Origin of the sequence: Epilithonimonas lactis (assembly GCF_900110605.1) — a bacterium.
GTDB classification, from domain to species: Bacteria; Bacteroidota; Bacteroidia; order Flavobacteriales; family Weeksellaceae; genus Epilithonimonas; species Epilithonimonas lactis.
Genome location: NZ_FOFI01000005.1, coordinates 141,738 through 166,599, shown reverse-complemented (window position 1 = coordinate 166,599; position 24,862 = coordinate 141,738). Strand labels below are relative to the sequence as shown.

Genomic DNA, 24,862 nt, shown 5'->3' with positions numbered 1-24,862 from the left:
TTTAAATTATGAATAATATCCAAACAAAAAAAACAGCATTCTAAAAAATGCTGTTTTGAAATTTTATCTTAACTGAGTCTAACTATTGAGGAAGTTGACCAAGATTTTATTTAATTCATCTGCGTGAGTCACATTCAATCCGTGAGGTGCACCAGAAATTACGTGATATTGATTGTTTACAATGCCTTTTGCAGCCTGCTCGCCAGCAGTTTTGATCGGTACAATTTGGTCTTCGTCACCGTGAACGATCAAAGTAGGAACAGTCACATTTTGAAGTTCCAATCTGAAGTCTGTATTCGCCCAGCTTTCAGCAGATTTGATGGTCGCGATAGGAGAGGCGTGGGAAGAGATGCTCCAATCGTAGTTTAATTGCGCCTGGCTCACTGTCTGTGACAACAGTCCATAATTATAAAAATTCTTGTGGAAACCTTCCAGGAAAGTCACGCGGTCTTTTTTCAGATTATCAAGGATTTCGTTGAGGTCTTTTTCCGGAACGCCATCAGGATTGTCATCTTTCTGTTTCACCAATGGAATGATGGATGCAATCAAAGCAACCTTATCAACATTGTCATAACCGTAATTGGTCAAGAAACGGACAACTTCACCGCCTCCCATCGAGAAGCCGACAAGAACTACATTTTTGAGGTCTAATTGTGTGATCAATTCCAAAAGGTCTTCCGTCAATGAATTGTAATCGTATCCATTCAAAGAAGGCTGAGAGTTTCCAAATCCTTTTCTGTCATAAGTAATAACTCTATATCCAGCTTCCAAAAGTGCTGGAACCTGCAACTCCCAAGATTTCCCGCTGAGTGGCCATCCGTGGATCAAGATCACTGGCTGTCCTGTTCCGTGATCTTCGTAATAAACACTGTAATTTTTGTCGATGTCTTTTGTGATGTAAGGCATAATGTTAAATTTTTGATATTAATATTTGAATTTTTTTATCCAAACATCAGACCATAAAAAAAGACTTTCTAGCCAGAAAGTCTTTTTTTATTTATTTAACATTACTTTATGATCTCATCGTAATAAAGCATTTTATCTTCTTTATCAAAGCTGATGATGATGATCTGGCGGTTTTTAGCTTCATCATTATTGAAGAATTTTGCTCTTGGCGCCAGTCCGCCTTCTTCGGAAAGTTTTGGATTCCAGTAGAGTGTTTCTCGTGTGTCCATCGTTATTCTTTTGTAAGCGTCACCTGTGATATCTGGCAGCTCAAATTCGGTCGATCGATCATAGCCTTTCAAAACAAGTTTGTTGACTTTCTCCTTATCTTTATCCTCCTCCGCGATCATATTTCCGCGACGTGTGTAGATTGCAACAGCGTTGCCTACCAAACCATCATTCTTCATAACCTTCACCATCGCAATGTTGCTGATCGGTAAAGAATTGATCATGCTTGCATCCACAGGCATCTCGTCTAGGAACAAACTGGCCTGTGAGCCTCTAATGCTTGGAATGTAGTTTCCAGAACCGTCCATCGTGAATGTAAGTCCCGCAGCACGACCTTGTAACCACTGCAAAATGTTTTGGGAAGACTGTGCGTCTTTATTCTCATTCACCATGTCGAAGATGGTAGCATTCATACTGCTGAATCGGCCACTGGAAAGTTCCTTGTCCAATTCGGCTTTTTTATCCACTTTTTTCGCTGTCACTTGTACTTCTTCAATTAATGTTTCCTTTTTAAAATCATCAATTCCTTTGTTGTTCCTTCTGTTTTGAAGTGCTTTTGCAACGCTTGGGTCTGGAGCCGCATTTTTGTCATTGACCAAACGATAATTGGTAAATGGTAACGGGTTTTTCAATGGAATGCTTGTCACCAAAGCTTGGAAACTCAAATTAATATTATCAGAATCTGAGGTTTGTTTTTTGTCTTTGTTAAGGTAATATGAAACCGTCAAAGGCTCATCAAAATAGATATTATCCAGATAGATGAAACCATTGTCATCTGTCACCGCGGGAACAAAGTTCTTGTCAGAATTTTCAGTTTTCATCAGAAGATTGATATTCTTATTGGGAAGGAATCTTCCATTGTTGGTCACTTTTCCTTTGAAAGAAAGATTTTTCTGAGGCTTGTAATTGAACTCTGGCGTTTTGCCTGCCAGCACAGATTCCCAATCGAAACGTTTCCATTTTTCTGAGATCAATATCGCGTCAAGAGCTTCTGGATTTGCCGACTTTTCAAAATATTGTGCCGGATCGAATATGGCGGAAGTAAAATCGCCTGTCAACCATTTGGCGCTCAGTAAAGTGTTTTCATTTTTAAGTTCAGACGGATTATTTTCCCGTACCAAAACTGTGTAATGCGTGTGGTCTCCATCTGGCTCAATATCAAAACTGTTGAAAGCTCTAGGCTCATTGTTCATCGATAAGGCCAAAGTTGGCTCATCTAGATCAAGTTTTTTTGGATTGAGAAAGAAGAGTCGTTGTGCTGCCACATTTTGCTTTTCATCAAAAATGGTGATGTTCAGAACGGCTGTTTCGTCATTGCTTACCTTGTTGGGAATTTGGCTAGTAGCCTCACTCGTTGTTGTTTTGATGTTTGCTCTGTACACCAATTGGTTGTTTATCGTCCCAATGATGCTGTATCCTTGCAAACCTTGAGAAAGACCGGCTCCATTGATCTTATAATTAATGCCTTTTGGGTCGCTCGTCAGCTGAAGATTGATCCCGGAATTAGAAACTGTTGGTAGAGCAACCGTCTGTTTTGCACCTTTGTTATCTTCAACGATGGCTTTGTATGTTTTTCCAGCTTTTGGAGTGATGTTGAAAACGGCTACATTTTCATCCATATTTTTGAATGTTGTCAATTTCTCATTCGGTTTTTCAGAATCGATGACGTAGCCACTCCAAGCGGTCGGTGGAGTTCCTTGGGAATATAATCTCACCGCGAATTTGGTCGGGATGTTCTCGATGAATGTTCCACTTTCCGGAAAGGCGTTCGCTGTCCATTTTGTGTTTTTATCAAGGACCAATTTCTGTTCAGAATTCGGATTGTAGATCGGAACCTGTTTCATAAAATTGAATTCCTCTGGGAAATTTGCCATCCAAGTCGTGTAGGCTCTTATGAAATAGATATCTTCATTAAGGAAATCATTGAGTACAAAAGTGCCGTCACCTTCGCCATCTTTGAGGAAGACAGTTTTCTTGTCGACCATATTTTTGTTGTGGTCGTACAATTCCACAAGAAGCGTGTTTGAGATGGCCGAACGGTTGTAACCATTGAAGACAAATGATTTGAAATAGATATGGTCTCCAACCACATATTTGTCCTTGTCCAGAAGCAAATAGACTTTTTCCTGCGGATAATTTTGTTCCAGATTTTGGATGGCCTTATCTATTTTGTCCTGTGCATTTAGCTGAGACATTCCCAAAACATAAAGAAAAAAAATGAAGATTTTTTTCATATCAAAAAGCTTATTATAATTGATTTTTAATTAATTATTTTGTTAATATTTAAAATGAATCTGCTCTATTTTGTCATTCTGCAGGAATCTTAACAGTTTGGATTCCTGCGGAATGACAAAATAGTGTTTTCACAAACCATTTTAATTAACACTGGATTGATTGCAGCCCGGCTTGAGCGGAAATCCTTTTTTTGCACTGGCACTGGCGAGGGAAAAAAGATTGGGAGCGGAAGACGGATTAAGCTGCCCAAAAATAGAATTAAAACACAAAACCCTCAACATTTGTCGAGGGTTTTATGTAATATTTAACACGGTTTTCTACAAAATCATTCCGCCATCTATTAGAATTTCTGTTCCAGTCATGAAACTTGCTATGTTATTGTCTGATAAGTAGACAACAGCTTTTGCAACATCTTCTGCACTTCCCATTTTTTTCAGGGGAATTTCGTTGATCAGCCATTCATTGATTCCATTCAAGGTTTCTGTGTCCAGTCCGGCCTTGGTCATTATTTCCGTTTTGGTAGGTCCTGGACTCACCATATTGACGCGGATCTTTCTTGGAGCCAATTCCGCAGCTGCCGTCTTCGCAATAGAATTGAGCGCTGCTTTACTGGCCTGATAAACGGAGCTGTTCGGTTTGTAGGTCGTTGCGACATTTGAAGATAAAAATACTACAGATGCGCCGTCGTTTAATAATGGAATTAAATTGCTTAATGTAAAATAGGCACCACGAAAATTAATGTTCATCACATTATCAAAATTTTTCGAATCCATATTTTCAATTGAACCTAATATCCCTGTAATGCCTGCATTGATAAATAAGATATCTATTTTTCCGTACTGACTTTGAATTTCATTCCGTAAGGCTTCAATATTTTCTAAGTTTCCTTGATCAGCTACGAAAGAAATTGCTTTCAATTCTTCTGCCGCTTTTTCGATGGCTTCTTTTCGTCGTCCTGTAATAATTACTTTTGCGCCTTCAGCAATTAGTTCTTTTGCTGTTGCATAACCTATTCCGCTGTTTCCGCCAGTTACGATGGCTAGTTTGTTATTAAATCTACTCATTGTTCTAAAATTTTTGACAAAGTTATTTCAAATTGATATACTTTTGTAACCAGTATCACGGAGTATATCAGTATCATTCATTATATCATTTAACTTTGCAGCTATGGAAAGAGACCAAAACGAAGAATTAAGAGCATTACAAGACACCCTATATTTCATAGGAGGAAAGTGGAGAATTCCAATTATCAATTCTATTTGTAATGGAAACAAGCGTTTTCGGGAAATTGAGAGAAGCATTCCGGGAATTACGACAAGAATGCTTTCAAAAGAGTTGAAAGATATGGAACTGAATAAATTGGTAAAACGAAATGTCTACCCCGATACACCAGTGTTGATAGAATATGAACCAACAAGCTACTGCAGGACATTTGGAAAGATCATTGCTGAAATGATAGAGTGGGGAAGAGAACACAGAAAAGTGATCATTGAAAATTAAAAAAAGCCCCTTAAATAAGGAGCTTTTGAGTCAATATGAAAGCGGAAATTAAATCCCGTTCACAATTGTATTAAGTGTTTCTGATGGTCTCATTGCCACATCTGTCTTTTGGAAATCTGGTTTGTAGTAACCATCGATATCTTTTGGCTGACCTTGAGAACCGATCAATTCTTCGTTGATCTTGCTTTCGTTTTCTGTCAATGCTTTTGCAACAGGCGCAAATTTAGCAGCGATCTCAGCATCTTTGGTTTGGTTGGTCAAAGCTTCTGCCCAATAAGTTGCCAAGTAGAAATGCGAACCTCTGTTGTCGATCGTTCCCAATTTTCTTCCTGGAGATTTGTCTTCTGCCAAGAATTTAGCATTTGCCTCGTCCAATGCATCTGCCAAGATTTGCGCTTTTGTATTGTTTTGAGTCTGAGCCAAATGTTCCAACGAAGCCTGCAAAGCCAAGAACTCTCCAAGAGAATCCCAACGCAAATAACCTTCCTCAATAAATTGCTCGATGTGCTTAGGCGCAGAACCTCCAGCTCCGGTTTCGAACAATCCGCCACCGTTCATCAATGGAACAATAGACAACATCTTTGCAGAAGTTCCTAATTCCAAAATAGGGAAAAGGTCGGTCAAATAATCTCTCAACACGTTTCCAGAAACTGAGATGGTATCTTTTCCTTCTCTTGCTCTTTCCAAAGTTTCGGTCATCGCATCTTTCACATCCAGGATCTTGATGTCAAGTCCAGTCGTGTCGTGATCAGCTAGATATTTCTCCACTTTTTTGATCATTTCTCTGTCGTGTGCTCTTGCTTTGTCTAGCCAGAAGATTGCTGGTGTATCAGACAATCTTGCTCTGTTGACAGCCAATTTTACCCAATCCTGGATCGGTGCATCTTTGGTCTGACACATTCTGAAGATGTCAAATTTCTCCACTTTTTGCTCAAGCAAAGTGTTTCCATTTTCGTCAAGAACTTTGATTGTTCCGTCTGCTTCTGCCTGGAAGGTTTTGTCGTGAGATCCGTATTCTTCAGCTTTTTGAGCCATCAATCCTACGTTTGGAACAGAACCCATTGTTTTAGGGTCAAGCGCTCCGTTTTTCTTCATATCATCGATTGCAGCCTGGTAGAATCCTGCATAAGAACGATCTGGAATAATAGCCACTGTATCTTCTTCGGCGCCAGCTTTGTTCCACATTTTTCCGCCATTTCTAATCAATGCAGCCATAGAAGCATCAACGATGATGTCAGACGGAACGTGGAAGTTGGTGATGCCCTTGTCAGAATTTACCATCGCTACTTTAGGACCATCGGCCAAAGTTTTGTCTATGTCAGCTTTGATCTCAGCTTCTTGTGGAATTCCGGCAATTTTATCGTAAAGATTTTGCAATCCGTTATTTGGGTTGATGTCCAATTCCTTGAACGTCTCTTTGTATTTATCAAAAACATTTTTGAAGAAAGTCTCAACGATCGCTCCGAAGATGATCGGGTCAGAAACCTTCATCATTGTCGCTTTCAGGTGAGCGGAAAGGATAACACCTCTTTGTTTAGCTTCTTCAATTGCTTCCTGAACAAAAGCTTTCAACGAATTGATATTTAAAACAGAAGAGTCGATCACTTCACCAGCTTTAAGGTTTGCGAAATCTTTCAACACTTTTTCAGAACCATCATTTCCAAAGAAAACGATTTTGAATTTTGAATCATTCTCCAAAGTTGTAGAAGTTTCTGTTCCGTAGAAATCACCTTGTTCCATATTGGCAACATCGGTTTTGCTGTCAGATGCCCAAGTACCCATTTTGTGTGGATTTGCTTTAGCATAATTTTTAACTGCTTTTGGTGCACGTCTGTCAGAATTTCCTTCTCTAAGAACAGGATTCACGGCAGAACCTAGAACCTTTGCGTATTTGGCTTTGATTGCTTTTTCCTCGTCATTTTTCGGTTCAGCAGGGTAGTTTGGCAAAGCAAAACCTTTAGCTTTCAATTCTGCAATCGCTTCTTCCAATTGAGGAGCAGATGCAGAGATATTTGGTAATTTAATAATGTTCGCTTCCGGCGTTGTAGCCAATTGTCCTAGTTCCGCCAATGCATCTCCGATCTTTTGATCATCTGATAGATACTCTGGGAAATTGGCAAGAATTCTACCAGCGAGAGAAATGTCCTTAGCAACAATGTCAACGTCTGCAACAGATGTGAAAGCCTTTACGATAGGCAAAAAAGAATGTGTTGCAAGCATCGGTGCTTCGTCCGTAAGCGTGTAAATAATTTTTGATTTTTCTGACATTATTTAGTTGATTTTATTTCGTATTGAATCACAAAAATACATATTTTATAATGATTTTCTAATAGTGGGAATATGATTTTTGTTCAAATAATGATTAAATCTTTCTTTATTTATAGTAAAAGTTAAATTTTATTAAAGTAGAATGAATTGTTTGAGAATTCAGAAATCAACCATTAACTTTGAAGAAATAAATTATACGAACAATGTCACAAATTACATTCAAAGGAAGTCCGATCAATACCGTTGGGGATTTGCCAGAAGTTGGAACTATCGCTCAGGAATTTACGTTGATAGGAGCAGACCTTTCAGAAAAGCATTTGGCAGATTACACTGGTAAAAAAGTGTTGCTTAATATCTTCCCAAGCATCGATACTGGCGTTTGCGCAGCGTCTGCAAGAGAATTCAACAAGGAAGCTAGCTCATTGGAAAATACAGTTGTCATCAATGTTTCCAGAGATCTGCCATTTGCATTGAACAGATTTTGTGCAGCAGAAGGACTTGATAATGTAGAGGTTCTTTCAGATTTCAGAGGGAATTTCGGTGAAGATTATGGCGTTACACTTAGCGACTCTCCATTGAGAGGTTTGTTGAGTAGAGCAGTAGTTGCTTTGGACGAAACAGGAAAAGTGCTTTACACGGAGCAAGTTCCAGAAATTGGACAAGAACCAAATTATGCAGAAGCTGTAAGTGCTTTGAAATAATTGAAGTTTCCTTTTTATAAACATAAGCTGTCTCGAAAGAGATGGCTTTTTTAATGTTAAATAAAAAAAATGGCCGGAACTTTTCCGACCATTTCTGTTACCCGAAAGTAACTTTTAACAAAAAATAACTTAAACTTTATTTATTTCCATCCGCCACCCAAAGCACGATAGAGGTCAACAATACTGCTGAGTCTTTGTCTCTTGATGGAAGCCAGATTCAGTTCTGCCTGAAGTGAGTTGGCTTGAGCCGTGATCACTTCCAGATAATTTGCCATTCCGCCTTTGTAAAGCAGCTCGGCGCTTTTGATCCCATCTTTCAAGGTCGTCACTTGTTCCGAAGCTTTTATTTCCTGAGCTTTTAAACTTTCATTGGAAACCAAAGCGTCAGACACTTCACCAACAGCATTTAGGACAGATTGACGAAAAGCCAAAACATTCTTTTCTCTCTGTATTTTAGCTACATTCAAATCCGTTTTCAACTGTCTTTTTTGGAAAATCGGTTGTGTGATTCCGCCCAAAACAGACCCAAACAATGAGGCAGGAATCTGAAACCAATTATCAATTTTAAATGAATTCACGCCACCGTTGGCTGTGATCTTCAAAGCTGGATACATATTCGCTTGCGCAATTCCAACCAAAGAATTGGATTCCAACAAAACCAATTCCTGCTGACGAACATCCGGACGACGGCTCACCATCGCTGCTGGAATTCCCGCTGAGATATTTTGTGGTAAGGATGAATCGGACATTTCAATCGTTCTGCTGATCTTATCTGGATTTTCACCTACCAAAATACTCAATGCATTTTCCTGAATTGCAATATTCTGTTCCAATTGCGTGATCAGAAGTTCTGTAGATTCTGTTCTCGCTTTTGCCTGCTGAACGCCCAATGAAGTCGTTTCGCCACCTTTCCAGATCTTCTCCGTCACATCCAACGTGTTTTTGCTGAGTTCCAAATTGGATTTCGCAACATTCATTTGTTTGTCAAGCATCAAGAGATTGTAATAGCCTTGAGCGATTGCTGCGACAACTTGTGTTTGAATGGCTTTCGAAGCTTCATAAGTCTGGAGATATTGAACCCTGGAAATCTCCTGTTGATTTTTAATCTTTCCCCAAATGTCAGCTTCCCAACCAAGATTGAACACTACATTGTAATCTTCAACATGACTTTGCCCTAAAAACAGATTCAGACTTTGCCCATTCATACTGTTTTTTGAAGGCTTCGAAATTTGTCCCGAAACGCCAAAAGTGATGTCCGGATATTGCAGATATTTTGCCTGAAGTAATCTTTCCTGCGAGGAAGCCACTTGTTTCAAAGCGATCTGCAGGTCATAATTATTTTTGATTCCTTTTTCGATCAGGTTTTGCAAGATTGGATCTTTGAAGAATTGTCTCCATTGCAGATCGGCAACGCTTGCTGTATCTGCTGTTGCAGTGTACTTGAAAGTTTCCGGCAACTCGGGTTTTACTTTATCCAAAGCTAATTTTGGCATGCAGGAAACCGCGCCACCTGCGACGATTGTTGCTACCAAAATCTCTTTTATTTTTGTTATGATGTTCATTGATTTTCTTTTATTATTAATTATTTTAAGCATTGTTTTGGATCGTAGAATCTTATGCAGCCCGACTTGAGTGGAAATCCTTTTTGCGGCTGGAAAAGCCGGGGCAAAAAGATTGACTACGTCGAACCACTTCGTTAGGTTTGAGAACGGAAGGCGGAAATAGCTGCCCAAAACAATGCGTCAAATGTTATCAGTCTAAATATAATTCAAAGCCGCTTTTTCTTTTTTAAGTTTGCGTTTCTTTCTGCTAGGCATTTTCTCGTGCAGATATTGGAAGATCACGTACATCACCGGAATGATGAAAATCCCGAATACAACGCCCGTAAACATCCCACCAACTGTACTGATTCCAATCGAATGATTTCCTTTTGCCGCCGCACCTTGCGACCAAACCAATGGCAACATTCCGATGATAAAGGCAAATGACGTCATCAAAATTGGTCTCAATCTTAACCTTGAAGCTTGAAGCGCAGATTCAATCAAAGTCTTACCAGCTTTTCGTCTTTGAACCGCGAATTCCACAATCAGAATGGCATTTTTTGCTAGTAGTCCAACAAGCATGATCAATCCAACCTGAACGTAAATGTTGTTGTCAATTCCAGCCAAACCTGTGAAAGCATATACACCGAAAATACCAGTTGGAATCGTTAAAATAATCGCAAATGGCAAAATGTAACTTTCGTACTGCGCTGCCAACAGGAAGTACACGAACAAAATACTTAGAAGGAAAATAAACCCGGTTTGTCCACCCGTTTTGATCTCTTCCCGCGTGATTCCTGTCCATTCGTAACCATAACCTCTTGGCAATGATTGTTTCGCAGTTTCCTCAACCGCTTTGATCGCATCTCCAGTACTGTAACCAGGTTTTGGCGTTCCATTGATTGTCACCGCGTTGAAAAGGTTATTTCGAGTCACTGTTTCTGGTCCGAAAGTTCTTTTCAAGGTTACCAAAGTTTTTACTGGGACTATTTCGCTTTGATTGTTCTTTACATAGATTCCTTCCAATGAATTAGCATCGGTTCTGTATGGAACATCGGCTTGAGCCATCACTCGGTAATATTTTCCGAATCTGTTGAAATCGGAAACGAAACTACTTCCGTAATAGATCTGCATCGTCTGCATCAAGTCGGTTACTGAAACGCCCAATTGATTGGCTTTGTCAGCATCCACTTCAATGGTGTATTGAGGATTTCCTGCCGCATACGTGGTGAATGCAAACGCAATCTCCGGACGTTTCATCAATTCGCCAATGAAAGCCTGAGTCGTTGTTCCCAATTGTTCGAAAGAACCGTTGGTCTTGTCCTGCAACATAAACTCGAATCCGGAAACGTTACCAAAACCTTGGACAGTAGGGAAGTTGAAGAAGAAGGTACTCGCGTCTTTCACTTGCGAAACTTTCCCTGTCAATGCCGCAGCAATCTGGTCTGGGTCACTCACAGCACCTCTTTTGTCGAGATCTTTTAGCTTAATGAAACCTGCAGCGTAAGGCGATGCGTTGGCATTACTGATGAAATTCAGACCATCTGCCACCCAAAGGTGTTTTGTCGATTCTTCTTTATTAATGATGTTATCGATTTGAGAAGTCGCTTTGTGTGTTCTTTCCAATGAACTACCTGGAGGCGTATTGACAGCGAACAAAACAAAACCTTGATCTTCCGTTGGGATAAATCCTGTTGGCGCTTTGTTAATTAAGAAAATTGTAAAAGCGGTGATCAATACGAGTCCGCCAACACCGACCCATTTGTTTTTAATTAAAAATTTAAGACTGTAGATATATTTTCGAGTCATCTTGTTGAAGGCCACATTGAAAGCATTGAAAAACCTCGCTCCAAAACCTTTTTTCTGACCGTGCTCGCCGTGTTCACCTTGAGGATCACTTAGTAGAAGTGCGCATAACGCTGGACTTAATGTCAATGCATTAACGGCAGAAATTAAAATCGCAATCGCTAATGTGAAGGCAAACTGTCTGTAGAAAACACCTGCTGGACCTTGCATGAATCCAACCGGAACGAAAACCGCTGACATGACCAAAGTGATGGATATAATGGCGCCCGAAATTTCACTCATCGATTCTCTCGTCGCTTGCTCAACTGGCAAACCTGTGTGTTCCATCTTTGAATGGACAGCTTCCACAACCACAATTGCATCATCGACGACAATTCCAATCGCCAATACCAAGGCAAACAAGGTCAACATATTGATACTGAATCCGAATAAATTCAGGAAGAAAAATGTCCCGATAATCGCTACTGGAACTGCAATCGCCGGAATCAAGGTCGATCTGAAATCCTGAAGGAAGATATAAACCACAATGAAAACCAAGATAAATGCAATCACCAAAGTCTCCACAACCTGATGGATCGAGGCGTCCAAAAAGTCTTTGGAATTGTACATGATGATAGGTTCCACACCTTTTGGAAGCGTCGTTTTCATTTGCTCAACTTGCTTCTCGATCTCTGTGATGATCTCGTTGGAGTTGGAACCAGCTGTTTGTAGAATGGCGAAACCAGCAACCGGTTTTCCGTCAACTCTGTTGGATGCGGTGTAGCTGTAAGAACCAAATTCAACTCTTGCCACATCTTTCAATCTCAAAAATGAACCGTCATTGTTGGATTTGATCACGATGTTTTCGTAATCTGTGTTTTGGTTAAGTTTTCCTTTGTACTTTAAAATGTATTCATAAGTTTCCTTGCTTCCTTGTCCCAATCGTCCGGGAGCTGCTTCAAGATTACTGTTCCTGATGGCTGCCAAAACTTCTTGAGGAGAAAGACCATTATCCGCCAATCGGTCTGGCTTTAGCCAAACTCTCATCGAGTAATCTCTGGCGCCGAAAACCTGAGCCTGCGCAACGCCGGGAATACGCTGGATTTCTGGAATGACGTTGATCTTAAGATAATTCTGTAAGAATAATTCGTCGTATTGTTTTGGGTCGTTACTGGAAAGTCCCATAAACATGATCATACTGTTCTGAACCTTCTGAGTCGAGATCCCTGCCTGAACAACCTCTTGCGGAAGCTGACTCATGGCTTTGGAAACTCGGTTTTGAACGTTCACCGCTGCGTTGTCCGGATCTGAACCTTGTTTGAAAAAGATACTCAATGTCATCGATCCGTCGTTGCTGGAATTCGAGGTCATGTAGGTCATATTTTCTACACCATTCACGGCTTCCTCGATTGGATTCGCAACGGAACGGGCGACAACCTCGGCATTTGCACCAGGATACGATGCAGTGACCTGAACGCTTGGTGGCGCAATATCTGGGAAAAGCGTGATCGGTAATTGAAATACCGAAAGTGCTCCCAATAATAATAAGATGATCGAAATGACCGTTGAGAGTACCGGTCTTTCTATAAATTGTTTTAGCATAAGAAGTTTAGTTTTAGTTGGCTTATAGCATTTAGCTTTTGGCTGATGGCTTTAGAAACTTTTGTCATAAAAGCCAATAGCAAGAAGCTAATCGCCATCAGCTATTTACAATGGTGTTGCTGCTATTAAGCTGTCAGAAGAGATCATTTTTGGTTTGATGGATGCACCGTCTTTTAAGCTGCCCAAACCTGTGAAGACAATCTGATCACCTTTTTTCAACCCTTCGGAAATGAAATAGTAATTGTCAGTTTTTCCGGAAATTGTGATCGGTTTGCTGGTCACTTTTTTGTCTTTTCCAAGGACATAGACGTAAGTTTTATCCTGAATTTCGAAAGTTGATTCTTGCGGAATCACAACTGCATCTGATAATAGTTGAGGCATTCTCACTTTTCCTGTATTCCCGCTTCTCAAGGTTCCGTTCGGATTTGGGAATGTTGCACGAACCGTTATCGCACCAGTACTTTTATCAAATTGTCCATCGATCATTTTCATTTTTCCTTTCTCGGAATAGGTCGTGTTATCAGCAATGACCAGATCTACTAAAGGCATGTTTCTCATTTTTTCTTCCAGCGTTGCGCCGACGTATTTCTTTTGAAAAGCAATAAAATCGATTTCACTGATGGAGAAATAAGCATAGATCTCACTAATATCAGATACGAAAGCTAGTGGCGTAGCGTCAGTTCTGGAAATCAAGCTTCCTTTTTTGTAAGGAATTCTACCAAGATAACCGCTGACAGGTGCTGTGATGGTCGTGAATCCATTGGTGATTCTGGAACCGCTCAAAGAAGCTTTTGCCTGAGCTGCGGTCGCCACTGCGACAGCGTAATTGGCTTTTGCCGTTTTCAGTTGAACGTCAGAAACCACTTTCTCTGCAACCAAAGTGGTTAGTCGGTCAACTTCCACCTTCATTTTCTGAATGTTGGCGTTGGCCGCTTGTAGATTGGCGCTTGCCATATTCACTTGTTCGCCATAAGACCTTGAATCAATTTTGAATAATGGTTGTCCTGCTCTTACGAAAGCGCCTTCTTCCACATAGATCTTGTCCAGATAACCATCAACCTGAGATCTGATCTCGACATTGTTTTTACCTTCCAAAGCGGTCGGGAATTCCTGGAACGTAGAAGTGTTAGAAGTGATCACCGTATATACTGGCAATTCAGGAGCTGGTGGCAAAGCGCCTACACCTTCCGCTGCTTTTGTGCAGTTTTGTAAAAGTATGATACTCGATAGAAGTACGATAAATTTTAGTTGTGTAATAGTTTTCATTTGAAGTTTGAATTATAGATTAAGTTAGATATGTTCTGATTAATTTTAAAGTTATATTTCCTAACAGTGTTAATGATTTGTTCAAAAAAATATAATGTTTGATTACATTTAGATTTTAGTTTTCATAATCGTTTATTTAAATTGATAATTAAATTTTATTCCTAACTGTTAATAAATCTAACAGTGTTAATTTGTTAAGGCAAATTGTCACTCTTTTTAAATCATTATTTGAATCAGCGTAAATTAATTAATTGTTAATTTTCCTAACGGTGTTAATTTATTAGAACAAAAAAAATCACAAGGATTTTATAAAAGCAGAAACCGTTTCGTCCAATGTCGTCTTGTTCATTGTCGACGGAATATCCGCATTTCTCATCATCATAATAGAGATCAATCCGTGTACGGCTGAAAACAAAGCATGAGAAGAGTGGCAGGCATTATCAGGATTAGATCCTTTTTTATTGATGATTTCCAAAGTGGATTCGTAAAGCATGTCTTGGAACGAGGAAAACTCTTCCTTCATCAAACCTTTTCCGCTGCATTGCATTCCCAAGCCAAACATCAACTGGTAATATTCCTTGTTTTCAAAAGCAAATTTCCAGTAGGCATCCACAATTGCAGTCAATTGATCTTCTGGTGTCTCATGTTTCTTCTGAGCTTTCAATAATTCGATCTGCAATTGATGAAATCCATTCAGTGAAATTTCATACAATATTGCTTCCTTATTCTCGAAATGATCGTAAACTACCGGCGCGCTATACTCAATCGCATCAGCGATTTTGCGGATAGAAAGGGAAGCCCAACCTTCAGTCTTTGCCAAGTTGAAAGCCTCCTGCAAGATATTTGCACGGATAGATTCTTTTTCTCGTTGACGACGTTCATGTAAGCCCATTATTTCTATTTTCTAACAGCGTTAGCAAAACTACAACTAAAACTTCCTAAGTACCAAACAAATTTATTTTTTTAACATTAATTAAAACAAGATCCTACTCAGAAAGGTGGTTCGTGGTCAGCCATTTAGGGAATTCTTTTTCTATCAGTTTCTCTGCGAAGTCAATGTACCAGCTGTATCCGTTGCGTCGTTCTTCGGAAATATCCAGATAATTATATTTTACACTGCCGTCTCAATCGCCAAAAATTGGTGTGTTGGTTTTGAGGTCATAAAATCTTGCCCACACCACAGAACCTTTTTCCTTTGCTAAAACGCGAACAGCTTTATCATTTTGCTTTATTACTTTGTAACTGTAACCTTCGATTTTATTTTCTCTGAACCACTTTACAGCACTTCTAATGGATTTCTCAATTTCAGGCGTGACTGGTTGAAGCATCAAAAATCTCACAATTCCTACAGATTCGCCAGTGGCCAAAGAAATGGGTTCAAAGGCCCTGGCTTTGGCTGGCTCCAAAGTGATCTCATCGTATTGGTCTGCCCAAATTGTGGGAATGCCATTTTGCAAAACCTGATTTCTAAGGATGGATCCAATTCCTTTTTGAAGTGCAATCTTCGATTTGGATTTCAATTCAGCATTCAAAACATCAAAGTCATTTTTCCCCTCCGATACATTATAAAGAACCGTCAAAGCGTTGATCATCGCATTATCATTGTAGGTGATCTGCTTTCTGTAAATGGATTTGTTAGGAAAATATTGCGGAAAACCACCATTTTCATATTGCATCATCAAAAGATATTGAATCCCTTTTTCTGCAGCAGAAAGATAGGCTGGGTTTTTCGTTGTTTTATAAGCTTTGACCAACATCGTGATCTCTCTGGTCGTCGCATTGTTATCGATTGTGGCGTGGTCGTCTCCGGTGGCTTTTATCTTCTCCAATAAAGCTTTATCAATGCGCAATTTGTAATCTACAGCTTTGCCGTCATTCAGTTGTTTTCCCCAAGCGCCGATCGGCAATTGATAGACCAGTAATTTCTCTGCTAATGTATCTTTTGTTTGAGATGCGTAGCAGCCGGAAATCAATAATGTGAGTGCGAAAAAGCCTGTTTTCATATAGTGTATAGTCATGTAAAATTATACAAAATCTTCGATAGATATATTATTTGTAAATTGTGATTCGATTAAAAATTGATTTATTTTTAATGATAACCTTTTATAGTACGGTATTTGATATAGCTAATTTTGTTAACATTTTAAGATTTGAAAAAACTCAATAAAGGAAAACTATTTAGACGTTTCATCAGAACCATCATTGCGATTGTGGTTTTTTTTGTGTTGCTGATATTTAGTTTAAGGCTGCCATTCGTTCAGAATTTAATTAAAGATAAATTGATCGTCTACCTCGAAGGTAAGATCAAGACCAAAGTGAGTCTGGAAAAGGTTTACATTGGTTTTCCAAACAGCTTGGTCATCGAAAATCTATATTTGAAAGGTCAAAAAGTCGATACACTATTGGCGGTGAGAAAATTCGATGTCGGATTGGATATGTGGCAATTGATCAAATCAAAAGCAGATTTGACTTCAATCGATCTGGAAGGCGTTCGTGCGAATGTAGTTCGTGATCCGCAAGGGAAATTCAACTTTGATTACATCATGGATGCGTTTGCGACTTCGGAAAAAGAGGAAAGTCCATCCAAACCGTTCATTATTTCTCTTGATAAAATTAATCTAAAAGATATCGGCGTTACATTCAACGACCAACAGTCGAAAAATGACATCAAGGTTTACTTCAATTCATTTGATACGCGGGTGAAAACTTTCGACCTTCAAAATAACAAATACGCGGTAAACGATATCAATCTTGATGGTTTAAAATTAAAATTGAAACAAGATTTAATCGAGGAAGTTTCCAAAAATGTGGAGGAAAAAGTGGATTCTCTCAATCAGAAAAAACCAATGCAGTTGGGCTTGAGCGGAATTAAACTAACGAATTTCGATATCGATTACGGCGACGATAATTCTAAAACTTTCGCGAAGGTTTTGTTTAATGAATTGAGCACCAAAGTCAACAATCTCGACCTTCAAAATAATGCTTACGATGTTGGAAACGTTTATTTGACGGGCGCAAACATAAACGCCAACTTGTTCCTTCCAACTTCAAACGCGAATCCAAAAGAGGAAAAAACGCCTGAAGTTTCAAAAAATAGTGCGCAGGAAAAAGCGATGAAAGTCCTTCTCGGAAAGTTGATATTCAATGATGTGAAAGTCGCTTACAACAATACTGCTGTGGCGCCAACCAAAACTGGAATGGATTTCAACCATCTTAATTTTGGAAAACTGAATGTCGACGTTCGTAATTTCAAAATGGAAAATAATGGTTTCGCAGGAAGTGTGAAATCGGCTGAGATTCAGGAAGCGAGAGGTTTGGATATTCAAAAATTCAATACGGATTTTGTGTACTCGGACAAAGAAGCTTACTTGAAAGACCTTTATCTGCAAACTTCTAAAACCATTTTGCGAGACGAGGTTGTCCTTAATTATAATTCTATCGAGCAATTATCAGCCAATCCCGGCGCAATCAAGATCTCTGCAAATATCAAAGATTCCAAAATTGGTTTTGCTGATATTCTGAATTTGGTTCCAACACTTAGAAATACCGCGCCATTCAACAAATATCCAAACGCAATTCTGTCCGTCAATGCCAATGTAAAAGGTTTGGTAAATGATCTTTTGATCAACGAACTGAGAGTTTCTGGTCTTGATCAATTGCGTGTCAATGCATCTGGAAGAATCCGAAATGCTATGAATCCTGAAAATTTGTATTACGATTTGAAGATCGGCGAACTGGCTTCATCTGGAAGAACAATTTTCAATTTGGTTCCAAAAGGGACGATTCCATCCAATATTTCTTTGCCTTCGCATTTCAGCATCAAAGGCTTTGCAAAAGGCACGACCAAAGTTGTGAATACGAATCTTAGTTTGTATTCCACACTCGGAAACGCGGGAATCAAAGCGCAAGTTGATATGCGTAGAAAAAACCGTGAGTTGTACGATGTGAAAGCCAACTTACAAAATCTACAGATCGGAAAGATCATTCAGAACAAAGATCTCGGTGCAATTACGGCTCAGATCTCTGCGAAAGGAGAAAGTTTTGATTTCAAAAATGCAAATGCGAATCTTGTAGGAAACGTACAATCCGCGACTTACAAAGGTTATCGTTATCAAAATATGAATTTGGTGGGCAAGATAAACCGTGGTGCATATAATATAGTCCTCAATTCCAAAGACCCGAATGCAAACCTTCAATTGACAGCTTCCGGTGTTTACGACGACAAGAATCCAACGGTGAAAGTCAATGGAAATATCAATAAATTAGATCTGAACAAACTTGGTTTTTACAGTTCGCCAATGATTTTGGCTGGCGCAATCGATGGTGATTTTAAAAGTCTTGATCCGGACAATCTCAATGGATATTTGAATCTGAAAAACTTCGCCATCTCTGATACGAAGGAAGTTTATCCAATTCAGGAAGTGAATTTGTTGGCCGTTTCTACAGCGGATTCAACGAAGATCAAATTCAATTCTCAGATTGCGGATGTGGAACTGAATGGAAAATACAAACTGACCCAGATCTTCGGGGCTTTGTCGCAAACGATGAATCAATATTATCAATTCCAAAAACCTGGAAAAGCGGCGAAAATCGATGCTGGACAATTTTTCACGGTCAATGCTACGATCAAAAACGACGATTTGATCAGAAAGTTCGTTCCGGAATTGAAAAGCTTTGAAACCATCAATATCACTGGGAACTACAACGCTGATTCTCAAAAGATAGAACTTGATGCAAAAATCCCTCAGGTTTTGTATGGCACCAATTCGCTTGAAAATACAAACTTGAAGATCACGAACGAAAATCAAGCTTTACAATATAATTTGGATGTTGTGGCTTTGAAGAGCGAAAGTTTTGCTTTGAACAAAGTCAATATCAACGGTGATGTCGCCGATAATATCATTAATTATAACATCACGACAAAAGATGATAAAGATGCTACACAATTCCTGATTGCTGGTAACGCCAAATCGATTAATGACATTACAGAAATCTCTTTGAACCCGAATGGTTTGAAGTTGAATTATATGGATTGGGCCGTTGCTGACGGTAACAAGATCCAGATCGGAAGTCAGGGAATTTTTGCGGATAATTTCAGATTATCTAATTCCGGAAGCGAGATCTTGGTTCAGTCAGAAAACACGTCGCCAAACAGTCCTTTGAATGTCACTTTGAAAGATTTTAGGATCGAAACCATTACAGAAATCATTAAAAAAGATTCGCTGTTGGCAAAAGGAACGATCAATGGAACAGCGCAGTTGAGAGATTTGAACAAGAAAATGAACTTCAATGCAGACATCAATGTTTCCGACCTTTTTGTTTACGGAAGTCCAGTTGGGAATCTTTCTTTGAAGGCCAATAATACTTCGGCCGATATCATCAATGCAGATATTGCGCTTTCCGAAAACGAAAATGATGTGAAGATCACTGGAAATTACAACACTGCAGCAAGTAGTTTTGACCTAAATCTGGCGATGAATCAACTTCAGATGAAAACGCTACAAGGCTTTTCTATGAACGCGATCACCAATACAGAAGGTTATCTCTCAGGTGATCTGAAAATTACAGGAACCACGACTGAACCGAAAATTCTCGGCGATGTAAAAATGAATAATGTCGGATTGATGATTGCGCAAACGGGAAGTGATTTCAGAAAGATCAATGATAAAATCGCTTTCACCAACCGAGGAATTGAGTTTGATGAGTTCAAGATCAATGATAAAGACGGAAATTCACTTAAGATCGACGGTCAGGTTTTGACTCAGACCTACAGGGATTTTGCCTTCAATCTTGACATCAATGCCAAAGATTTCAAGGTCGTGAATTCAGAAAAATCAAATGACGCTTTAATGTACGGGATTTTGTCTATCGACGCTGCTTTGAAAGTGAGAGGAAACTTAGACCTTCCGAAAGTTGATGGTAGATTAGCGGTTTCTGATGATACAGATTTTACGTTTGTTTTGCCTCAATCAAGTCCATCGTTGCAGGATAGAGACGGCATAGTGGAATTCATTGACCAAGACCAGATCGCCTTGAACAAAACCATCGTTACAGATTCTTTGGCTGCCAAAAACCAGATCAAAGGAATGGACGTGAGCGTGAACATCGAGGTGAGCAAAGAAGCGAAAATGTCTGTGGTCATCGACAAAGCCAATGGTGATTTTGTGAAACTTCAAGGTGAAGCAGAATTGACCGGCGGAATCGATCCATCTGGGAAAACCACTTTGGTGGGCGTTTACGAAGTAGAGCAGGGAAGTTACGATATGACCGTCAGTTTACTGAAACGTAAATTCGAGATCCAAAAAGGAAGTACCATCACCTGGACGGGCGAACCGACCGCAGCGACACTCGACATCACGGCTGTCTATAAAACGCAAACTGCGCCGCTAGATCTTGTGGAGCAGCAGATCAGTGGAGAAAGTGCCGCAATGCTCAATCAGTACAAGCAAAGAATGGAATTCAATACTTTGCTTCAAATGAAAGGCGAACTATTGAAACCGGTCATCACGTTTGATATTACGACGGATGAAAAAAATAATTCTGTTTCGACCAATGTCAAAGATGTGGTGGACCAAAAATTAGCCCAACTAAGAACGGAAGAAAACGAAATGAACAAGCAGGTTTTTGCTTTGCTTTTATTAAATAGATTTATCGGTGAAAATCCGTTTGAAAATAGTGCTGGACTTTCCACGGAAACTTTGGCGAGACAAAGTGTGAGCAAGATCCTATCGCAACAATTGAATAATCTGGCTTCCGATCTGATAAAAGGTGTTGACCTTAATTTCGATCTGGAATCCTCCGAAGATTATTCCACAGGATCTCAAAACACCAGAACAGACCTGAATGTCGGCTTAAGTAAAAAATTACTGAATGATCGATTGAAAGTGTCTGTAGGAAGTAACTTCGGATTGGAAGGCGATGCCAGACAAAACGAGAATACGACCAATATCGCAGGTGATGTCACAATCGACTACAGCCTTTCCAGAGATGGCAGATATATGCTGAGAGCTTACCGTAAGAACGAATATCAAGTCGCTTTGCAAGGACAGATCGTGGAAACAGGCGTTGGTTTCATCATCACTTTGGATTATGATAAATTCCGTGAGATCTTCCAAAGTTCCAAGCGTGAGAAAAGAAAATTAGAAAGACAAAAAAACAATAACCAAGTAGTAGATTTTAAATAATGAAGAGCCGATTTCCAATCCATTTTAAGCCAGTCATTGCCTTGTCATCCATCGCGATCATCTCATCTTGCAGCAATACCAAATTTCTGAAAGAAGGACAAATGCTTTACACAGGCGCCGAAGTTAAGATCGAAAACGACAGCATTCCGAAGAAGCAAAGGAAAGCTTTGAAGGCTGAACTCGAAGAAAATCTGACGCCAAAACCCAACTCAAGCTTTCTTGGACTGAGACCAAAGTTGTATGCGTACAATATTGCGAAAGAACCTAAGAAGGAGAAAGGATTCAACTATTGGTTGAAGTATAAATTTGGAGAAAAACCAGTCTTGCTGGGCGATGTCGATAAGGAATTCAACAAAGATATTCTGGTGAATTATTCTGAGAACAAAGGCTATTTCAATGCGCAAGCGAAGTACGACACGGTCTCGAAGAATAAAAAAGCACAGGTCATTTACACAGTAAAGCCTGGAAATCAATATTTGATCAGTCAGGTCAAATTCCAGGAAGATTCGACGTTGGTCAATCAGGAAATTCAGAATTTGAAAGACAAGTCTCTTTTGAAAGTCGGAAATCCATTTGATCTCGGCGTCATCAAAGCCGAACGGGAAAGGATTGACAATGGATTGAAGGAGAAAGGTTTCTACTATTTCCATCCAGATAATATCATCGTCCAGGCAGACAGTACGGTGGCAAAAAATCATAAGGTGGAACTAAATGTAAAACTGAAAGAACAAACGCCAGACCTTGCAACGCAGCAATTTTCCATTGATAAAGTGGTGGTTTTCCCGAATTACAACATTCGTGATGTGAAAGACGGAAAATACACTGTTCCGATGAACGAAGATTCCCTTTCCAAATATGCTTACGAAGATATCTACGTGATCGACCCGGATCATAAATTCAAACCAAGGATCTTTGACCGCGCTTTGTACTTTAAAAAAGGCGATGTCTACAATCGCAAAGACCACAATTTGACTTTGAGCAGATTGATCAGTTTAGGCGTTTTCAAATTTGTGAAGAATGAATTCGTCGTTTCAGATTCTTTGAATCATAAGTTTGACGCTTACTATTTACTGACACCAAGACAGATCCAGTCGTTGCGTTTGGAAACTTTGGGACGAACCAACTCGGCCAATTATGGTGGAGGCGAGGTGAACCTAAACTGGACGCACAGAAACTTCTTCCGAGGTGCTGAGCAATTCAAAGCGGCTGTTTATGGTGCTTTCGATGTTCAGTTGGGTGGACCGAAAGATGCGAACAACATCATCCGAGTTGGGGCGAACACACAACTTTCCATTCCGAGAATTGTGGCGCCATTTAGATTTAATTCTTCCAGTGCTTTCGTTCCTAGGACCAATATCAACCTTGGTTATGAATATCAAAGCCGTACGGAATTGTACACACTTCACAACTTCAATGCGTCATTTGGTTACGTTTGGAAAGAGAACGTCAGAAAAGAACACGATTTGAAGGTCATTGATATCACAATGGTTGCGCCTCAAACGATAACAGATAAGTATCGCCAACAAATAGAAGGAGATCCTGAAAATGGAATTCCTGCGAATCCAACTTTGCAAAGGGTAGTGGACAAACAATTGATCTTTGGACCAACTTACACTTATACTTATACCAATACAACTTCGCCAAAGACCAATACGATCTATTACCGTGGAATGTTGGATCTGGCGGGAAATATCACTGGACTTGTAACCGGAGCCAATGCGAAAAAAGGTGACCAGAAAAATATTTTCGGCGTTCCATTCAGTCAATATGCGAAGATGGAACACGATTTCAGGTTCTACCACAAATTCAATGAGAAGACAAATTTTGCTTCCCGAATCATTGCCGGAATTGCCTATCCATATGGAAACTCAGAATTTGTGCCTTACTCACGACAGTTCTTTGTGGGCGGAAGTAACAGTATCCGAGCTTTCCGAGCCAGAACATTAGGACCGGGAAGTTATGATCCGAGAGTTCAAAATGCAAGTTTCTACTTTGACCAGTCAGGTGACATCAAGCTTGAGATGAATGCAGAATACAGAGCCAATATCTACAAATTCCTAAATGTGGCCGCCTTCGTGGATGCAGGAAATATCTGGATGGTAAACGAAGAATTAAATACCGACGGACAGCCTGTGAGACCTGGCGGAAAATTCTCCAAAGATTTCTTGAGTGAGGTAGCAGTTGGCGGTGGAGTCGGTTTGCGATTGGATTTCTCGATCTTGGTTTTGAGATTGGATCTCGCAATGCCTTTGAAGGTTCCTTATTACGAAAAAGGTGACCGTTGGGTGCTGGATAGAGTGAAATTTGGAGATAGCGCTTGGAGAAAGGATAACTTGATATTGAATATTGCAATCGGCTATCCTTTTTAATAGTTTGTTGAGAATTGAATTCAAAAAATTCATAAGCTGAGTTCAATTAATTTTCGTTGTTTTGCAAATTGTTAATTTAAATAAAAATATGTCTAAGTTTGATGATATAAGGCCTTATGATGATGATGAAGTGAATGGCGCTTTGCAAAGTGTTGCGAGGCATCCAATGATGAAGGCTTTAATGAGTTTTACATTTCCTAACCGAGATGAGGATTTTTGGCTCGAGCAATTCAAAAATGTTCATTCGATCAAAGATTTTCAAAGTCAGTTTATTTCTCAGACCGTTCTTCAGATCTTGGAAAGAAGTTCAGAAGGTTTGACGACTTCGGGGTTTGACCAATTGGACAAAAATCAATCCTATCTTTTCATCTCCAACCACCGAGACATTGTGTTGGATACTTCACTATTGAATTTGGCATTGTTGAATGGCGGTTTCGTAATGACGTCATCGGCCATTGGAGATAATCTGGTCAAAAAACCTTTTCTCCACGTTCTTGCAAAACTGAACCGAAATTTTCTGGTTCAAAGAAGTGTTTCGATCCGCGAGCAACTGGATAGTTCCAAAACTTTATCACAATATATCCACAACCTTTTGACCAAGGAAAACCGCTCTGTCTGGATGGCACAGCGTGAAGGAAGAGCCAAGGACGGAAACGATATGACCCAACAAGGCGTTCTCAAAATGCTCGCCATGGCAGCTGGAGACCAAACATTGACTGACTTTTTCAAAAGCTTAAGAATTGTTCCATTGTCCATCTCCTACGAATATGATCCGACAGATTCTTTGAAGATGCCACAACTGATGGCCAAATCCAGAAATGAGGTCTATGTGAAAAATGATAATGAGGATTTCACCACAATGCTAAGCGGCGTTTTGGGACAGAAAAAACGGATCCATCTCCACGCCGGAAAAGTGTTGAACACAGAGCTGGACAACATCGCCAACGAGTTTGATAATAAAAATAAACAACTTCAGGCCATCGCTCAGATCATCGATGATTCTATTATCCAGAATTATAAACTTTGGCCAACGAAATATATCGCCTACGATTTGCTTCACAAGACCGATCAATTTGCTGACCGTTACACAGAAGAAGAAAAACAACTGTTCATCAGAAGATTAGAAATGCGAATCGACAGTTTTGATTCTGCCCTAAAAGAAAGTTTTCTGGCGATGTACGCAAATCCAGTGATCAACAAGATGAAGTATCAGCAAGATCTTTCGTCTTAATTTCATA

At 39.6% G+C, this 24,862-nt stretch carries 13 protein-coding genes and 1 pseudogene; 5 read left to right on the top strand and 9 right to left on the bottom strand.

Features of this window, described 5'->3' with window-relative positions; all coding sequences use genetic code 11:
* Window positions 1-78 precede the first annotated feature (78 nt).
* The 3 genes from BMW39_RS16555 to BMW39_RS16545 form a co-directional block, all read right to left on the bottom strand.
* The gene (locus BMW39_RS16555; protein ID WP_034978354.1) at window positions 79-906 is read right to left on the bottom strand and encodes an alpha/beta fold hydrolase; all 828 of its coding nucleotides are present in this window, start codon (window positions 904-906) and stop codon (window positions 79-81) included.
* A gap of 101 nt (window positions 907-1,007) precedes the next feature.
* Entirely contained in the window at window positions 1,008-3,407 is a 2,400-nt protein-coding gene (locus BMW39_RS16550) for a hypothetical protein (RefSeq protein WP_034978357.1), read from the bottom strand.
* Window positions 3,408-3,725: 318 nt separating this feature from the next.
* Entirely contained in the window at window positions 3,726-4,472 is a 747-nt protein-coding gene (locus tag BMW39_RS16545) for an SDR family oxidoreductase (protein WP_034978360.1), read from the bottom strand.
* 103 nt (window positions 4,473-4,575) lie between these two features.
* On the opposite strand from BMW39_RS16545, the gene BMW39_RS16540 reads away from it, so the two are divergent.
* Entirely contained in the window at window positions 4,576-4,908 is a 333-nt protein-coding gene (locus BMW39_RS16540) for a winged helix-turn-helix transcriptional regulator (RefSeq protein WP_034978362.1), read from the top strand.
* A 48-nt stretch (window positions 4,909-4,956) separates the two neighbouring features.
* Here the strand turns inward: BMW39_RS16540 and BMW39_RS16535 are convergent, their stop codons facing one another.
* A complete protein-coding gene (locus BMW39_RS16535) occupies window positions 4,957-7,176 on the bottom strand; it encodes an NADP-dependent isocitrate dehydrogenase (protein ID WP_034978366.1) in 2,220 nt (739 codons plus the stop codon).
* A gap of 203 nt (window positions 7,177-7,379) precedes the next feature.
* Between BMW39_RS16535 and tpx the strand changes: the two genes are divergently transcribed.
* Window positions 7,380-7,877: a thiol peroxidase gene (tpx, locus tag BMW39_RS16530; RefSeq protein WP_034978369.1), complete on the top strand. Its 498-nt coding sequence runs from the start codon at window positions 7,380-7,382 to the stop codon at window positions 7,875-7,877.
* A gap of 140 nt (window positions 7,878-8,017) precedes the next feature.
* Here the strand turns inward: tpx and BMW39_RS16525 are convergent, their stop codons facing one another.
* The 5 genes and pseudogenes from BMW39_RS16525 to pelA form a co-directional block, all read right to left on the bottom strand.
* Window positions 8,018-9,439 (bottom strand): efflux transporter outer membrane subunit, encoded by a 1,422-nt coding sequence (locus BMW39_RS16525; protein WP_086045790.1) that lies wholly within the window; start codon window positions 9,437-9,439, stop codon window positions 8,018-8,020.
* Window positions 9,440-9,634: 195 nt separating this feature from the next.
* On the bottom strand, window positions 9,635-12,805 hold the full coding sequence (locus BMW39_RS16520; protein ID WP_034978371.1) for an efflux RND transporter permease subunit: 3,171 nt from the start codon (window positions 12,803-12,805) through the stop codon (window positions 9,635-9,637).
* Window positions 12,806-12,910: 105 nt separating this feature from the next.
* Window positions 12,911-14,071, bottom strand: a complete 1,161-nt coding sequence (locus BMW39_RS16515) for an efflux RND transporter periplasmic adaptor subunit (RefSeq protein WP_034978374.1) — start codon at window positions 14,069-14,071, stop codon at window positions 12,911-12,913.
* Window positions 14,072-14,366: 295 nt separating this feature from the next.
* Window positions 14,367-14,963 carry a TetR/AcrR family transcriptional regulator gene (locus BMW39_RS16510; protein ID WP_034978377.1) on the bottom strand — a complete coding sequence of 199 codons (597 nt, stop codon included), beginning with the start codon at window positions 14,961-14,963 and terminating at the stop codon, window positions 14,367-14,369.
* A gap of 94 nt (window positions 14,964-15,057) precedes the next feature.
* Window positions 15,058-16,074, bottom strand: a pseudogene (gene pelA / locus BMW39_RS16505) (pectate lyase).
* Window positions 16,075-16,221: 147 nt separating this feature from the next.
* On the opposite strand from pelA, the gene BMW39_RS16500 reads away from it, so the two are divergent.
* The 3 genes from BMW39_RS16500 (at window position 16,222) to BMW39_RS16490 (ending at window position 24,855) form a co-directional block, all read left to right on the top strand.
* A complete protein-coding gene (locus tag BMW39_RS16500) occupies window positions 16,222-21,255 on the top strand; it encodes a translocation/assembly module TamB domain-containing protein (RefSeq protein ID WP_034978380.1) in 5,034 nt (1,677 codons plus the stop codon).
* The gene (gene tamL / locus BMW39_RS16495) at window positions 21,255-23,624 is read left to right on the top strand and encodes a translocation and assembly module lipoprotein TamL (RefSeq protein ID WP_034978383.1); all 2,370 of its coding nucleotides are present in this window, start codon (window positions 21,255-21,257) and stop codon (window positions 23,622-23,624) included. Before BMW39_RS16500 ends, tamL begins: the two co-directional genes overlap by 1 nt.
* Window positions 23,625-23,712: 88 nt before the next feature.
* A complete protein-coding gene (locus BMW39_RS16490; RefSeq protein ID WP_034978386.1) occupies window positions 23,713-24,855 on the top strand; it encodes a 1-acyl-sn-glycerol-3-phosphate acyltransferase in 1,143 nt (380 codons plus the stop codon).
* The last annotated feature ends 7 nt before the right edge of the window (window positions 24,856-24,862 follow it).

Excerpts from the sequence above, each read along its gene's own strand:
- BMW39_RS16535 (WP_034978366.1), bottom strand. The coding sequence starts at position 7,176 with ATGTCAGAAAAATCAAAAATTATTTACACGCTTACGGACGAAGCACCG.
- BMW39_RS16525 (WP_086045790.1), bottom strand. The coding sequence starts at position 9,439 with ATGAACATCATAACAAAAATAAAAGAGATTTTGGTAGCAACAATCGTC.
- BMW39_RS16490 (WP_034978386.1), top strand. The coding sequence starts at position 23,713 with ATGTCTAAGTTTGATGATATAAGGCCTTATGATGATGATGAAGTGAAT.
- BMW39_RS16510 (WP_034978377.1), bottom strand. The coding sequence starts at position 14,963 with ATGGGCTTACATGAACGTCGTCAACGAGAAAAAGAATCTATCCGTGCA.
- BMW39_RS16550 (WP_034978357.1), bottom strand. The coding sequence starts at position 3,407 with ATGAAAAAAATCTTCATTTTTTTTCTTTATGTTTTGGGAATGTCTCAG.
- BMW39_RS16520 (WP_034978371.1), bottom strand. The coding sequence starts at position 12,805 with ATGCTAAAACAATTTATAGAAAGACCGGTACTCTCAACGGTCATTTCG.
- BMW39_RS16540 (WP_034978362.1), top strand. The coding sequence starts at position 4,576 with ATGGAAAGAGACCAAAACGAAGAATTAAGAGCATTACAAGACACCCTA.
- tamL (WP_034978383.1), top strand. The coding sequence starts at position 21,255 with ATGAAGAGCCGATTTCCAATCCATTTTAAGCCAGTCATTGCCTTGTCA.
- tpx (WP_034978369.1), top strand. The coding sequence starts at position 7,380 with ATGTCACAAATTACATTCAAAGGAAGTCCGATCAATACCGTTGGGGAT.
- BMW39_RS16545 (WP_034978360.1), bottom strand. The coding sequence starts at position 4,472 with ATGAGTAGATTTAATAACAAACTAGCCATCGTAACTGGCGGAAACAGC.
- BMW39_RS16555 (WP_034978354.1), bottom strand. The coding sequence starts at position 906 with ATGCCTTACATCACAAAAGACATCGACAAAAATTACAGTGTTTATTAC.
- BMW39_RS16515 (WP_034978374.1), bottom strand. The coding sequence starts at position 14,071 with ATGAAAACTATTACACAACTAAAATTTATCGTACTTCTATCGAGTATC.